The sequence below is a fragment of the Pseudomonas marginalis genome, assembly GCF_008692035.1.
Taxonomy (GTDB): Bacteria; Pseudomonadota; Gammaproteobacteria; order Pseudomonadales; family Pseudomonadaceae; genus Aquipseudomonas; species Aquipseudomonas marginalis.
Map to the genome: position 1 here is coordinate 166,222 of NZ_VTFG01000003.1, position 13,604 is coordinate 179,825.

The window sequence follows — 13,604 nt, forward strand, 5'->3', positions numbered from 1 at the left end:
GGTTGAACGGTTCAGCGTCTATGCTGGTCCACTGACCTCTACCGTCAGATCACACAGGTGAACGAAATGGCCAAGACCTACAGCTACGCCGCCCAGAACGCCACGGATGCCCTCAAGCCGTTTACCTTCGAGCGCCGCGCGCCGGGGGCGGACGATGTCCAGATCGACATTCTCTATTGCGGCGTGTGCCACTCCGACCTGCACACCGCGCGTAACGAGTGGAACAACACCCTTTACCCTTCGGTACCCGGCCACGAAATCGTTGGCCGCGTGACGGCGGTGGGTGGCAATGTGAAGAAATTCAAGGTCGGCGACCTCGCCGGTGTCGGCTGCATGGTCGACAGCTGCCAGCACTGCGCCTCTTGCGCCGAGGGCGAGGAGCAATACTGCGAGAGCGGTTTTACCGGCACCTACAACGGCCCGGTGTTCGGCGGTGAAAATACCTTTGGCGGCTATTCGGACAGCATCGTGGTCAAGGAGAAGTTCGTGCTGCGCATCTCCCACGACGATTCCAACCTGGCCGCCGTCGCGCCGCTGTTGTGTGCGGGCATCACCACCTACTCGCCGCTGCACCACTGGAAGGTCGGGCCCGGCAAGAAGGTCGGTGTGGTGGGCCTGGGCGGCCTGGGGCACATGGCGGTGAAGATCGCCCATGCCATGGGCGCCCATGTCACGCTGTTCACCACCTCGCCCAACAAGCGTGAAGACGGCCTGCGCCTGGGCGCCGACCAGGTGGTGGTGTCGAAGAACCCGGACGAAATGGCCAAGGTCGCCAACAGCCTGGACTTCATCCTCAACACTGTCGCCGCGCCGCATAACCTCGACGCGTTCCTCAACCTGCTCAAGCGCGACGGCACCATGACCCTGGTCGGCGCCCCCGACAGCCCGCACCCGTCGCCAACGGTGTTCAACCTGATCTTCAAGCGCCGCAGCCTGGCCGGTTCGCTGATCGGCGGGATCCAGGAGACCCAGGACATGCTCGACTTCTGCGCCAGGCACGGGATTGTCTCGGACGTGGAGATGATCGACATCCAGGGCATCAACGAGGCGTATGAGCGCATGCTCAAGGGCGATGTGAAGTACCGGTTCGTGATCGATATGGACAGCTTGAAAAAGGAAAGCCACGCGGCTTGAAAACTGCTCCGGCAAACACTGGGGGCAATGTGGGAGGGGGCTTGCCCTGATGCCCGTCAGTTAAGGAGGAACGCTGTAACTGTGGTGGTGGTGGTGGTGGTGGTGGTGGTGGTGGTGGTGGTGGTGAGCGGGCTTGCCCCGCGCTGGGCTGCCCCGCTCACCACAACAGCTCTATCTGCCGGGGGGACAGCGTTTAGACAAAGTTGTGTAGATACCTATGCCCCTCCCACATGGGTGCTGTGTTGCTCAAACGGTCATCGAACACCTCAAGGCCGCTGCGGCTTCACCGAGGTGCCGAAGGTGTTGCCCATGCGCACGCTGGTCGCCGCCGGGGTGGCCAGGCCGACCTTGTTCGGCTGGCGTTTTTCCACGGCAATGCCTTGCGCCTCGCGGTTTTTCTTCGCGGCTTTGGCCGCATTCGTATCGTTGCCCATCTGCTGGCTCAGGCAGCCATAGTCGGGCGCCTTGTAGCCATCCACCGAGACTTCGGCGCAGTTGCCGGCGTGGGCGTGCAAGGGCAGGGCCGTGCACAGCAACAGGCTGGCGAGGAGCGGTAAGCGTTTCATCAAGGCCTCCTGGCGGGCCCGAGGGGGTGGGCCGGTTGGTGTGCAAGTCTAGTGCAGCGGGCCTCTCGTCACCGTGATGTTTTTTTTGCTATCACCGTAACATCAGGTTCATAAATTGGCCTCAGGATGACGGTTTTCTAGGGCGCGTCGGCCGTGCAGCGATGCAGAGCAGGGGGTGAACAGGAGGGCTGGAGGCGCGCCGTATGCGCCCTGGTCTTGCTGTTGCTGCTGGCCGGTGGTCGCGTCGCGCAGGCGGAGTCACCGCTGCTGCTGTTGAACCTGCCGGCGCAGGACCTGGAACATGCACTGCAAGCGTACAGCCGCGCCACCGGAATGGCGGTGCTGGTCGACCGCGAACTGACGCGGGGCCGGCGTTCCATCAGTGTGCGCGGGCGTTTTACGGCGCAGGAGGCTCTGGCGATGTTGCTGACGGGGAGTGGCCTGATGGCGCGTTATGCACGCGATGATGCGTTCACCTTGCAGTTGCCCGCGGTCAGCCAGCCGCCTGCCACCCGTGGTGCGGCGGCACGCAACGCCGCACGGATCAACAACAGCTACGCCACGGCCTTGCAGCAGGCCATCGAGACCAGCCTGTGCCGCTCGCCGCTGACCCGGCCCGGCAGTTTCCGCGCGCTGGTGCAGGTGTGGGTCAACCCCCAAGGGCTGATCGAATACAGTCGGTTGGTCAGCTCCACCGGCGACGAACAACGCGATGAAGCACTGGTACGCAACCTGGGCGCCACGCGGGTCGAACGACCGGCACCGAGCTCGCTGCGCCAACCGGTGACTTTACTTTTGATGCCCGACACCACAGGAATGCGCATGGAATGCACAGCAGCAAACGGAGCCTGGGGCGGATGAAAAATACCGGGCACAGTACGATGGTCGGGTTGTTCCTGGCCTCCTACGACGACTTCAAGGTGCGTTTGCGCAAGCGCCTGGGCTCGGAGGACCTGGCCAACGATGTGCTGCACGAAACCTACCTGCGGGTCGACCGCATGGAAGTGCCGCCCAACCTGGCACAACCCAATGCCTACCTGTACCGCATGGCCTTGAACATCGCCGCCGACCGCCGCCAGGCCGACGCGCGCCTGCTCACCGGCAGCGAGGTGGAAGAACTGCTGCAAAGCGCCGACGAAGCCCAGGATCCGTCACGGGTGGTGGGCGGCCAGAAAGAAATCCAGTCCCTGGTCAAGGCGCTCTACGAACTGCCGGCCCGCCGCCGCAAGATCCTTATCGCCGCCCGCCTGGAAGAAGCCCCGCACCTGGAAATCTCCCAGCGTTTCGGCATTTCCACACGCATGGTCGAGAAGGAAATCAAGGCCGCCCTGGGCCACTGCGCCAAGCGCCTGGAAAGAAAAGTGATCCAGCGGTTCGGTCCCGGGGCCGGAAAACCGTCTTAGAGTCGAGTCCCTGATAAAACCGTGAGTATTTGCGCGCTTGAACATTTTTAGCCTCAGTGCCACTCGGCAATCCGCCGCCAGCCCCCTGCACGATGAAGCCCGCGACTGGCTGGTCCTGCTGACCTCGGGCCGCGCCACCGTGGCCGATGCCAAGGCGCTCAAGGCCTGGTGTGCGCAAAGCCCCGAGCATGCCCAGGCGTTCGAGCAGGCCAAGGCGATGTGGCAGCAACTGGCCCCGGCGCTTGAGCAAGTCTCGCAGCCGCGCAGCTTTGGGCGCCGGGCGTTCCTGGGCGGCGCGATTGCCGCATCGGCCGCCATGCTCATGGTGCAGGTCGGCTCCCCCGGTGGTTTTGCCGGCCTCACGGCGGACTATCGCACCGAAGTCGGCGAACAGCGCCAAGTGCTGTTAAGCGACGGCGTCAGCCTGGAACTCAACACCCAGACGCGCGTCAGCCGCGTGGGCCAGGGGCTTGAATTGCTCGAAGGCGAAGTCGAGGTGATCGCCCATTCCGCACAACCGCTCAAGGTGCTGGCGGGCGAAGGCTGGGTGAGCGCGGCGCAGGCACGTTTCAATCTGCGCAACACCGACCGCACGGTGTGCGTGACCTGTATCGAGGGCTGGCTGTCGGTGGCCGTGGCTGGGCGCAGCGTGCGCCTGGAAAGCGGCCGGCAACTGAGCTACGACGCGGCCGGCCTGGGCGAACCGGTGGTGGTGGACACCCAGGCGGTCGTGGCCTGGCGCGAACAGGTGCTGGTCTTCAACAACGCCACCCTGGCCACGGTGGTGGATGAGATCAACCGCTACCGCCCGGGGATGCTGGTGCTGCTCAACAAGCAACTCGGCCAACGGCGCGTCCAGGCGCGGTTCAGCCTGCAGCAGTTGGCAGGGGTGGCGCTGTTGATTCGGGACGCGTATGGGGCCAAGTGTACGGAGTTGCCGGGTGGGGTGGTGTTGTTGAGTTGAGGCCTGCCGCTCGTCGGGTAACTCCGATTTTTACGCTGTAAAAGAGCCGCGATCACCCGTTGTTCTACGCCTGTCGCTTTCAGGTATGCCTGTGTGCTCATGGGCTGAGCGACCGGTCTTCCCCCTCTGACAGACCTCCTTTCTTATCTTCTCTGAATTTTCTCTTTTGTTTGTAGGGGAAGAGATTTTTAACGTATGAAAAAACCAGGAAACACGCTCTTCAAGTCTCACTGCCTATCCGATTTCTTCCTTCGACTTACATTGTTCGGAAGCCTCTGACAGTCCTCGAACGGCTGTGTGACAGGCAGGGCGACGACGTCAAAAACGCCGAACTTTTTGTAACTTTTCCTCTTTTCCTTAAGCGTTTCAGCCTCGGCAGCATGGGTGCTCTTTCCATTTGAGTACCTGTGTGAGGGTGAAGGGATGCCAGCTGTTTTCCGACCTGCGCTGCTGGGGATGGCGCTGCTTTCAGGTCCGCTTTATGCCGCGTCCACCGTGTCGCCCGGCGACCGTGAACTGGCCCGTGAGCGTCAGCAGAAAGTGTTGGAAGAACAGCGTCGCCGCCTTGAAGACCTGCAACACCTGCCGGGCCAGATCGCTGCACCAACCGCCCCCGCGCCGCTGGACGACGGCCAGTGCATCACCCTCACGCGCATCAATGTCGAAGGCGCTGCGTTGCTGTCGGCGGCCCAGCGGCAGGCGCTGCTGGAACCCTGGCAGGGGCGGTGCCTGGGGGGGCCTCAACTCAACGCAGTGCTCAAAAGCCTCACTGATCATTACCTGCATCGCGGCTATGTCACCACCCGCGCCTACCTGCCGCAGCAGGACCTGAAAAATGGCGAGCTGACCATCATTGTGGTGGAAGGACGCCTTGAAGGACTCGACAGCTCATCGCTGGCCAGCCCGCTGGAGTCCGCCATGACCTTCCCCGGCACCGTGGGTGAGGTGCTCGACCTGCGTGAGCTGGAGCAATGGGTGGATCAGCTGTCGCGCTTGCCCTCGCGCCAGCCGCAGCTTGAGGTCCTGCCGGGGCAGGCGGTGGGCGGCAGTCGCGTGACGCTTAAAGGCGAGCGCTTCAAACCCTGGCGCGTCTCGGCCAACCGTAACAACCATGGCGATACCAGCACCGGTCGCCAGCAGGCCGGTATCGGCCTGGACTGGGACAGCCCCCTGGGCCTGGCGGATCAGTTGAACCTGCGGGCCAACCGCGACACCGTCAGCGACCGCTGGCGCCATTCCCACAGCCAGAACCTGTTCTACAGCCTGCCGTATGGTTGGTGGACCTTCAATTTCAGCCACGGCCAAAGCTACTACCGCACGCGTAACGACCTCTCCGGGTTTGCCTTTGCGCTGTCAGGTGAAACCTCCAGCCAGCAGTTGCGCGCCGAACGCGTGCTGCACCGCGATAACCTGGGCAAGACGGCATTTAACCTGGGCCTGAGCCACCTGCGCACCCGCAACTACCTGGAAGACGCGTTGCTGCGCACCTCCAGCCATCGCATCACTGAGCGTCAACTGGGCTTCAACCATGGCCGCCGAATCGGCAATGCCTTTCTCAATCTCGATGCCGGTTGGCAACAGGGCATCGGTGCCCTGGACGCCCAGCGCGATCTCTCCAGGCAGCGCGGCGCGCCTACCTCGCGCTATCAGAAATACACCCTGACCCTCAGCTATTTGCAGTCCTTTCGCTGGCTGGGCCAGTACTGGAGTGTCGACAGCCTTGCTACCGGCCAACACGCCGAAGACGAACTCTATGGACCACAACGCCTGAGCGTCGGCGGCCTTGGTGCCGTGCGCGGGTTTCAGCAACAGAACCTGTCGGGCAACAGCGGCGGCTACTGGCGCAGCCAGGTGCGCTGGCGCCAACCGGTTGCCTGGGATGCGCTGCGCCCCTGGGTGCACGAAGTGGGCGTGGGCTTTGGCTACGACGTCGGTGTGATCAGCCGCGGCCCGCATAACCCCGGGGTCGCCGGGCGCCTTACCGGCCATGCCTGGGAGTTCAGCGCACGCGGCACTCACCTTGCGGCGTCGCTGGTGCTCGCCCGTTCCCTGGAGCGCCCGGCCGTCGTTGAGCGCCGCGAACACCCGATCTACGCCCGAATCGAGCTGTTTTTCTAATAACAACAAGGAACCTTGCCTATGGACGTGCGCAGCCCGTTTAACCAGTGCCTGGCCCTGAGCCTGGCGGGAATCATCTTCCTCAACCCCATTGTTGCCGCCGCCGCAGAGCTGAGCGTGGACCCGGCCAGCCCTGGCACCAGCGTCGGTCATGCACCCAATGGCGTGCCGGTGGTGAATATCGCCGGGCCCAATGGCAGCGGGCTGTCCCATAACCTGTTCACCGACTACAACGTCGGCAGCCAGGGGCTGATCCTCAATAACGCCACCCAGGCCACGCAACACACCCAACTGGGGGGTGTGATCCTCGGCAACCCAGGCCTGCAAGGGCGAGCCGCCAGCGTGATCCTCAACGAAGTCACCGGTGGCAACCGCAGCCACTTGGGTGGCTACACCGAGGTGGCCGGGCAGGCCGCGCGGGTGATCGTCGCCAATCCCCATGGCATCACCTGCAATGGCTGCGGATTTATCAATACGCCTCGCGCGACATTGACCACCGGCAAGCCAGTGATCGAGGGTGGGCGGCTGGATCACTTTCGCGTAGAGGGCGGCGATATTGCAGTGGAGGGCGCCGGGCTCAATGCACGCAATGTCAGCCAGTTCGACCTGATTACCCGTACCGCCAAGCTGAATGCGCAGTTGCATGCCGACCACCTCACCGTCATCACCGGCCGTAACGATGTCAGCGCCGACAGTTTGCAGGCCCACGCCCATGCCGAGGATGGCCGGGACAAACCGCAACTGGCCATCGACGCCAGCGCACTCGGCGGGATGTACGCCGGGACGATTCGCCTGGTGGGCACTGAACAGGGCGTAGGCGTAAGGCTGGCGGGCGATATGGCCAGCACCGCCGGCGACATTGTGATCAACGCCAATGGCGGCCTGAGCCTGTCCCACACCACCAGCGTCGGCGCACTCACTGCCAGGGCCGAGTCGATTGACTTGCAGGGCCCGACCTTTGCGATGGGGGATGTCGACCTGCAGGCCCAGGGTGACCTGGTGGTGCGGCAAACCCTGGCCAGTGCCGGGAATGTGAGCGTGGAAGGCACCTCGGTCAGCAACCAGGGCAAGGTTGTCAGCGGCATCCTGGAAGATCGGCGTATCGCGGGCAAACAGCTGACCATCCAGGCCCAGCGCCTGGATAACCAGGGTGAACTCAACGCCAGTGGCCATCTGGAAATCACCAGCGGCAGTGTCGATAACAACGGCCGGATCGCCGCCGACAGCGCCAGGGTCGACGCACGCCAGACCCTGAGAAACCGTGGCCAGGTCGTCACCGCCCGCGAACTGGACATTGTCGCCCATCATGCCGTCAACCACGCCGGGACGATTCATGCCGAAGGCGATCTGAGCCTGGTCGCCGACACTGTCGACAACAGCGGCAAAATCGTGGGGGCGGGCAGTGAGCTGAGTATTGCGGCCGGCACGTTCACCAACGCTGGCGAACTGCTCGGCGACCACCATCTGCAACTGCAGATCGATGGCGATCTGAAGAACACCGGCCTCATCGCCGCCAAAGGCGATGCCGTCATCAGCGCATCAAACCTCACCCAAGACCACGGCCAGATCCTCAGCGGTCAAGACATCCAACTGCGCGTGCGCGATGTACTGCACAACCTCGGCGTGCTCAGTGCAGCGTGGCATATGCAGATCAATGCCGCTCAGTTGAATAACCATGGGAGCGTCGGCAGCCAGGGCCATTTCCTGCTCACTGCCAACGTCACCAACACCGGCCTGCTGTTCAGCGGCGGCGACCTGCACGTGCGCGGCGAGCATTTCAGCAACCTCGAAGGTGATCTCTACAGCGTCGGTGATTTCAGTTTCAGCGGCACGCGCTTCAGTAACCTCTCCGGCAGCGTGGAAACCGAAGGCAACCTGCACATCAACGCCCGCGAGTTCGAAAACGCCCGCACCCACCTTGCCCTCGAACGCGAACTGGTCGGCGGCAGCATCCAGTGGGTCTGCGGCCAGCACTGCGACGGCGACGACAGCTTCAAGCGCGGCACCATCTATATCAGCGAAACCTGGCGCGAAACCGCCGCGCCCAACTCCACCCAGGCCGCGCGACTGGTGGCCGGCAAACACCTGAGTATCGACGCGCATACCCTGGAAAACCGCTACAGCCTGCTCGCCGCCAATGGCGACATGCACCTCGCCGCCCACCGCCTTATCAACCAGGGCGCGGCCTCCCAGACCGGTACTTCCAGCACCATCATCGGCACCCCCGGGCGCATCGACAAAGCCCTGTGGGACCAGATGGAGTTCCACGACCTGCCGGCCTTCAACAATGCGCCGTTCGACCCGGTGCGCTTTGCCGAACTCAAGGCGCGCTCGACAGGGGAGGGCTTCAGCAACCCCGGCACACTCACGACCTGGCGCGAGGATGGCCGCGCAGTCTATGCCGCCACCCTGCAAGCCGGCGGCAGCCTCAACCTGCAGGCCAGCGAGTACCTGCAAAACGGCACCCTGCGTGAAAACACCCTGGCGCAACTGACGGGCGAAACAGGCCACAACCCCAACGACCTCGAACTGAGCCCTGATCGCCTCAGCGAAGACCTGACCCAACCGCCGGAATTCCAACTGCCCAGCGGTGAATACGGGCTGTTTATCCCCAGCAGGAATCCGGGCAGCCCCTACCTGATTGAAACCAATCCACTCTTCACCCACCTTGCCAACTTTCTCAGTTCCCAGTATCTGCTCGACAAGATCGGCTACAACAACGACGAAGCCTGGCGGCGCCTGGGCGACGGCTACTACGAAAGCCGCCTGATCCGTGACGCCGTGCTGGCGAAGACCGGGCAACGCTTTCTCGCCGGGCTGGAGAGCGACGAGGAACAGTTCCGCTACCTGATGGACAACGGCCTCAGCGCCCGCGACAGCCTGCAACTGAGTGTCGGCGTCGGCCTCACCGCGCAGCAGGTGACGGCCCTGACCCACGACATCGTGTGGATGGAAAAACGCCAGGTGCAGGGCGAAGACGTGCTGGTGCCGGTGCTGTACCTGGCAACGGTCGATGCCCATAACCTGCGGGGCGGCAGCCTGGTGCAAGGCCGGGATGTCAACCTGGTCAGCGGTGGCGATATCGTCAGCGTGGGCACCTTGAAAGCCTCGCAGGATGTGACCGCCATCAGCGATGGCAGCCTGCTCAATGGCGGCACGATCAGCGCCGGTGACCGCATCAGCCTGCTGGCCAGCGACAGTATCCGCAATGCGATGGCCGGTGAGATCCGTGGCAGTCACATCGATCTCACCAGCGTGAGCGGCGACATCCTCAACGAACGCATCGCCCACGCCAGGCATCAGGGCGACGGCACCCTCGTCACCCATCTCGACACCGCCAGCCGGATCAGTGCCGGACAGCAACTCACGCTCAATGCCGGTCGCGACATCACCAACCGTGGTGATATCAACAGCGCTGGCGATGCCAGCCTGAGTGCGGGGCGCGACATCAACCTCATCGCCGTCACCGACACCCAGCAGGTCCGCACCACGGAAAACGGCGGCCACCGCGTCACCCAACACAGCCGCACTGAACAGCTCGGCGCCAACCTCAACGCCGCCGGTAACCTGAGCCTGCACGCCGGGCGCGACATCACGCTATTGGCCAGCCAGGCCAACGCCGGCAAAGACCTGACCGTCTCCGCCGGTGGCAACCTCCACCTATTGGCCGCCGCCAACGAAACCGATCATGAGGTCAACAGCAAACGCGGCGGCGCCAGGGTCCATGAGCAAACCACCCAGGTCCGCCACGTGGGCAGCCAGCTCACCGCCGGCGGCACCCTTACCGCCAGCGCGGGGCAAGACATCGTGCTGCACGCCAGCCAGGTTCGCAGCGGCAAGGATGCGTATCTGGTGGCCGGTGGGCAGTTGCAGCTGCTGAGTGCCAATGACAGCGACTACAGCCTGTATGACTACAAGAAAAAAGGCAGCTTCGGCGCACTCAAGACCCAACGCGACGAAGTCACCGACCTGCGCGCGGTGGGCAGCCAGGTCACCACTGGCGGCAACCTCAACCTGATCAGCGGCGGTGACCAGCTTTATCAAGGGGCCAGGCTGGAAAGCGCTGCGGACATCGCCATCACCAGTGGTGGAGCGGTGACCTTCGAAGCGGTGAAGGACCTGCATCAGGAGAGCCACGAGAAGACCAACAACAACGCATTCTGGGTGTCATCCAAGGGCAAGGGCAGCACTGACGAAACGCTGCGCCAGAGTCAGCTGGTTGCCGGGGGCGCCATTGCGATCAAAGCCGTCGACGGTTTGAAGATCGACATCAAGCAGGTCAACCAGCAGAGCGTCACCCAGTCCATCGATGCGATGGTCAAGGCCGACCCGCAATTGGCTTGGCTCAAGGACGCAGAGCAACGCGGGGACGTAAACTGGCGTCAGGTCAGGGAAGTCCACGACAGCTTCAAGTACAGCCACTCCGGGCTGGGCCCCGCCTCGCAAATGATCATTGCCATCGTGATGTCGGCAGTCATCGGGCCCATGGCAGCGGCAGCCGCGGGGGGCGGCGTCGGCGGCGCCATGGTCGGTGCAGTAGCCACCGGCGCGTCGACCAATGCCGGCGTCAGCGTGGTCAATAACCGGGGCAATCTCGGTGCGGTTCTCAAGGATGTGACGGCGTCCGATGCCATCAAGGGCTATGGGATTTCGGCGATCACTGCCGGGCTGACGGTGGGTCATTTCGATCGGTGGACCGGCACCCACACCCAGACCGACATAGGCAAAATTGTTACATCCGGCTCGCTGGGCACCTGGAGCGGTGTCGGCCAGTTCGCAGCCAACCAGGCGCTGCAGAACGGCACCTCTGTGTTGCTGAACAAAGCCCTGGGGCAGGGCGGCAGTGTCAGTGACGCGCTGAAAAATGCCTTGTTCAACACCTTGGCGGCCGCCAGCTTCAACCTGGTCGGGGATTACACGAAAAACCTCCTGGCGGACGGCTCGGCCCCGAAGGTGGTGATTCACGCCATGGTCGGTGGGTTGCTGGCAGAAGCCACCGGCGGCGACTTCAAAACCGGCGCATTGGCTGCGGCGGCGAGCGAAGCGTTGGTTGGCCACCTGGATGACTTGGTCAAGGGCAACGACAACCTGCTCACCATGAGCTCGCAGATCGTCGGCGTGCTCGCGGCTGCGGCGCAGAGCGATACGGACGCAGCCAAGCTGGAGACCGGCAGTTGGGTGGCGAAGAACGCCACGCAATACAACTACCTGTCACACAACCAACTGGAGCGAGCCGCCAAGCAGATAACGCGATGCACCGACGCCTCCTGCATCGAAGACGCGACGCGCAAATTCATAGAACTGAGCCTGCAGCAGGACATTGACGCGATAGTCAGCTGCCAGGCCGACCCCGACTCTTGCGCCGCACGCTCCATGGAAGTCGCCAACACCCAGGCGAACCTCAACGCCATCCGCGATATCGCTGACGACGCCTCGCCTGAGGCCCGGGCAGCAGTACAGAACCTCATCAACGGCAACTACGAATTCCAGGAAATGTTAGCGACCGCCACGACCGAGCACTCGGTGGGTGCGATGGTCGATTCGCTCAAGGCGAAATGGGAACTGAGCGACGCTCAGGCGCAGGACATTGCGGACAATTTGAAGATCGCGCTGGCGGTTGGGGTGGGAACTGCGGCGGGGGTGGTGGCTTATAGGCGGGCTGTGGCGGCGGGGGCAAAAGGAACTGCGAGCGGCTTGTCGTCTGGTGAAACGAAATTAGTCGATAACGGTACACCAGCGGCTGATGATGCGAGTTTTACAGCAACATCCACATCAGGATGGACGAGCATCTCGAGTGACGCTCGCGCGGTGGTCCGGGACGTCGAGTACTATTCAGGTGTGCCGATGCCCTCTAATCAGCGCACGCAACTTGCAGATGAGTTGCGTCAGGTGGATCACACTTATGTCGCGCCCAGAAGCGACTATCAAGCCTTACAGCGTGAATACAATAGCCAGCGAAATAATCTCAAGCGTGAGTGGGAGTTGAATACTGGCTTGATATGGCCGAAGACGGAGAGTGGTGTGGATTTCCAAGCGCACCATGTGATACCACAGCAGTATGGTGGACCTAACCAATGGTGGAATTTGCATCCGGTGCCGGGTGGAAGTGCTCACCAAGGTGGCGTTCATGCCCCAGCAAGTCCAACAACTACAGCATTTCCGCAGAACCCTCCGAGGCGACCATGACCATGTACGAAAAATTAGAAGCCTTCAATGCACTCGCATGCGTGCTATTAGAGCGTCTGACCCCTGTTTCTTCTGATGACGTGAGTGGGATGCGACAGCAGTGGCCAGCAGCTCCCGATGATTACTTTACTTTTATGCAGGAGCGGGGGCATGGTGAGATAAAGGAGGACGACTGCGCGCTGTCGCTTTTGACTATTCAACCCATATTGTGTCCTGCGGCAGACTACTTTGGTGATGATGGGTTTTATAAAGACGGACCCTATGAATCGGGTGCTAAGGGCGAGGTGTGGCTGTTCGGCTGGGATAGCACCGGGACTGCTTTCGGTTTCGACAGTGGAGACAGCTGGCGATTGTTGGAAATCGACAATATGCGTTGGATAACGCGACTTGACTTGTCGTTTCGTCAGTTCGTCGAAGGGTTGTTGGTTTGTTATCCGCAGCGGCCGATAAGCTTTGCGAATGGAGTTTGGCGCGACTCGGGAGATGTTTCTTACACCCTGTCGGAGCTTCGTTGGTTGTAATGGTGGCTATGAGCTAACCGGTGACTGGGGGCGAGTAGCTATTAAGGGAGAAGCTGTAGATGTAATTGTGGAATATTAGTTGGTCAAAAAGCCATGGATGGAACAGTTCTTCTAAAGTTTGCATGGAGTCGACTTCTAGGAGGTGGCGAAAAATTAATATACTCCTCGAAAAAGATTGCGTTCATTAGTGCTCATTATTTGCTGATGGGGATTTTGGTGACCTTGAAAGGATAGAGCTGGAAGGTTTTAACAAGCTAGGAACTGTCGAATTTTGGTCTAAAGGTTGGGTGGGTATTGATATATATGACTGTGCTCTTGATGAGCAGGTTATGAATGTGTTGCTTTCTCCAGAAGAGGAAGAATCTGTTTCTCAGGCATTTGAGAGTTTTGTAAGGATATTGACGCAAGATAGTTGATGGTGCAAAAGGCGCAGTAACGGCTCTAGAGACAACCAGTCCTGTTGTCGTGACTGGGAAGTGCGCAATTGATAAGGTACAAAGTTACGAGGGGGCTCTTCGAGACGTATAGATGGCCCGTCTGTTTCACGCTGTCATATATCACGGTGATATTGACGGCTGGAGAAAGGATATTAAAGCCGGTGCCGAAGGCCTCGGGTTGCTGCTGGCTCGAATCGAAGGTAATCAATTTGTTATTACCGATGGCCGCTCCATTCCTCTTTCAGAGTGCAAAATAGAGTTCTCTTAAACTTGCT

9 protein-coding genes are annotated in these 13,604 nt (G+C 61.6%); 8 read left to right on the top strand and 1 reads right to left on the bottom strand.

From position 1 onward, the window contains the following. The first annotated feature begins 66 nt into the window (after window positions 1–66). Entirely contained in the window at window positions 67–1,134 is a 1,068-nt protein-coding gene (locus FX984_RS30850) for an NAD(P)-dependent alcohol dehydrogenase (protein WP_092359743.1), read from the top strand. 266 nt (window positions 1,135–1,400) lie between these two features. Here the strand turns inward: FX984_RS30850 and FX984_RS30855 are convergent, their stop codons facing one another. Beyond that, the gene (locus FX984_RS30855) at window positions 1,401–1,700 is read right to left on the bottom strand and encodes a hypothetical protein (RefSeq protein ID WP_027607557.1); all 300 of its coding nucleotides are present in this window, start codon (window positions 1,698–1,700) and stop codon (window positions 1,401–1,403) included. Between the two features lie 216 nt (window positions 1,701–1,916). On the opposite strand from FX984_RS30855, the gene FX984_RS30860 reads away from it, so the two are divergent. The 7 genes from FX984_RS30860 to FX984_RS32555 all read left to right on the top strand — a co-directional run bounded on the left by FX984_RS30860 (window position 1,917) and on the right by FX984_RS32555 (window position 13,597). Further along, window positions 1,917–2,561, top strand: a complete 645-nt coding sequence (locus FX984_RS30860) for a secretin and TonB N-terminal domain-containing protein (protein WP_146478233.1) — start codon at window positions 1,917–1,919, stop codon at window positions 2,559–2,561. Next, a complete protein-coding gene (locus tag FX984_RS30865; RefSeq protein ID WP_027607555.1) occupies window positions 2,558–3,103 on the top strand; it encodes an RNA polymerase sigma factor in 546 nt (181 codons plus the stop codon). Before FX984_RS30860 ends, FX984_RS30865 begins: the two co-directional genes overlap by 4 nt. Before the next feature lie 37 nt (window positions 3,104–3,140). Then, window positions 3,141–4,067, top strand: a complete 927-nt coding sequence (locus tag FX984_RS30870; protein WP_027607554.1) for a FecR family protein — start codon at window positions 3,141–3,143, stop codon at window positions 4,065–4,067. A gap of 423 nt (window positions 4,068–4,490) precedes the next feature. Beyond that, window positions 4,491–6,185, top strand: coding sequence for a ShlB/FhaC/HecB family hemolysin secretion/activation protein (locus FX984_RS30875; protein WP_146478210.1), 1,695 nt, complete (start codon window positions 4,491–4,493; stop codon window positions 6,183–6,185). 21 nt (window positions 6,186–6,206) lie between these two features. Beyond that, window positions 6,207–12,371 (top strand): two-partner secretion domain-containing protein, encoded by a 6,165-nt coding sequence (locus tag FX984_RS30880; protein ID WP_146478208.1) that lies wholly within the window; start codon window positions 6,207–6,209, stop codon window positions 12,369–12,371. Then, the gene (locus tag FX984_RS30885) at window positions 12,368–12,892 is read left to right on the top strand and encodes a hypothetical protein (RefSeq protein ID WP_139202148.1); all 525 of its coding nucleotides are present in this window, start codon (window positions 12,368–12,370) and stop codon (window positions 12,890–12,892) included. The genes FX984_RS30880 and FX984_RS30885 overlap by 4 nt, the downstream gene beginning before the upstream one ends. Window positions 12,893–13,420: 528 nt before the next feature. Then, window positions 13,421–13,597, top strand: coding sequence for a hypothetical protein (locus FX984_RS32555; protein WP_155954384.1), 177 nt, complete (start codon window positions 13,421–13,423; stop codon window positions 13,595–13,597). The last annotated feature ends 7 nt before the right edge of the window (window positions 13,598–13,604 follow it).